This window comes from Streptomyces sp. UH6 (assembly GCF_013421635.1).
Classification (GTDB): domain Bacteria; phylum Actinomycetota; class Actinomycetes; order Streptomycetales; family Streptomycetaceae; genus Streptomyces; species Streptomyces abyssomicinicus.
Window position 1 is genome coordinate 1 of record NZ_JACADT010001199.1, and the last position, 1,522, is coordinate 1,522.

The 1,522-nt window shown below is 69.1% G+C and carries 1 protein-coding gene; it reads left to right on the plus strand.

Annotated features, from left to right (window positions below):
* Window positions 1-207: 207 nt before the first annotated feature.
* Entirely contained in the window at window positions 208-1,323 is a 1,116-nt protein-coding gene (locus HW445_RS30580) for an adenosine deaminase (protein ID WP_180224042.1), read from the plus strand.
* The last annotated feature ends 199 nt before the right edge of the window (window positions 1,324-1,522 follow it).

Consider the following 1,522-nt stretch of genomic DNA (forward strand, 5'->3'; position numbering starts at 1 on the left):
GCAGCACCACCCCGGTGGCCTCGCGCCCGTCGTCCGGACGCCGCAGCGGATGCGCGGCGAACGGCCTGCCGAGCCGGGCCGGGCGGGTTGCCGGGCGGTCCGGGGTCCCTTGGTGTGCCATGGGCCAACACTGGCAGAACACCACGCCTCCGCCACCCTTCCGCGCGGGATCTACGCGCGTAGGGGATTTGGCGCTATGGTTCGTCGATGAATAGCCAGACCATCCACGCCCCGACCGCGGACCAGATCCGCCGGGCCCCGAAGGTCGTGCTGCACGACCACCTCGACGGCGGCCTGCGCCCCGGCACGGTCGTCGACCTCGCCCGGGAGAACGGGTACCAGGCCCTTCCGCACGGCGACGCCGACAAGCTCGGCTCCTGGTTCCGCGAGGCCGCCGACTCCGGCTCCCTGGAGCGGTACCTGGAGACGTTCGCCCACACCGTCGGCGTGATGCAGACCGAGGAGGCGCTGCGCCGGGTGGCCGCCGAGTGCGCCGAGGACCTCGCGGCGGACGGCGTCGTCTACGCCGAGGTGCGGTACGCCCCCGAGCAGCACCTGGAGGGCGGGCTGACCCTGGAGCAGGTCGTCGAGGCCGTCAACGACGGCTTCCGCGAGGGGGAACGCCGCGCGAGGGAGGACGGTCACCGGATCCGCGTGGGCGCCCTGCTCACCGCCATGCGGCACGCCGCCCGCTCCCTGGAGATCGCCGAACTCGCCAACCGCTACCGGGACTCCGGTGTGGTCGGCTTCGACATCGCGGGCGCCGAGGCGGGCTACCCGCCCACCCGTCACCTGGACGCGTTCGAGTTCCTGAAGCGGGAGAACAACCACTTCACCATCCACGCCGGCGAGGCCTTCGGGCTGCCGTCGATCTGGCAGGCCCTCCAGTGGTGCGGGGCCGACCGGCTCGGCCACGGCGTGCGGATCATCGACGACATCGAGGTCGCCGACGACGGCACGGTGGAGCTCGGACGGCTCGCCGCCTACGTCCGGGACAAGCGGATCCCGCTGGAACTCTGCCCGACCTCCAACCTTCAGACCGGCGCCGTCGGCTCGTACGCGGACCATCCGATCGGGCTGCTGCGCAAGCTGCACTTCCGGGTCACCGTGAACACCGACAACCGCCTGATGTCCGGCACCACGATGAGCCGTGAATTCGAGCACCTTGTCGATACCTTCGGTTATACGCTCGACGAGATGCAGTGGTTCACCGTCAATGCGATGAAATCAGCATTCATTCCTTTCGATGAAAGGGTGGCGATGATCGATGACGTGATCAAGCCCGGGTACGCCGCGCTGAAGGCGGAGTGGCTGTTCCGGTAAGTCGCCGCTGAGCTGCGGCGACGTGACGGGGGAGGGGGCCGGTCGGGAAATCCGACCGGCCCCCTCCTCGTGAACTCACCGCATTTCGGTGTTTGCGGATCTCGGCGTGCCGTGTTTACGGTCGTGGACCGCTCAGTCCCCCGTCATCGCAATCAAGGACGCATTCACTATGAAGCAGTCTGCTGCCAAGACCCTCGGC

Excerpts from the sequence above, each read along its gene's own strand:
- HW445_RS30580 (WP_180224042.1), top strand. The coding sequence starts at position 208 with ATGAATAGCCAGACCATCCACGCCCCGACCGCGGACCAGATCCGCCGG.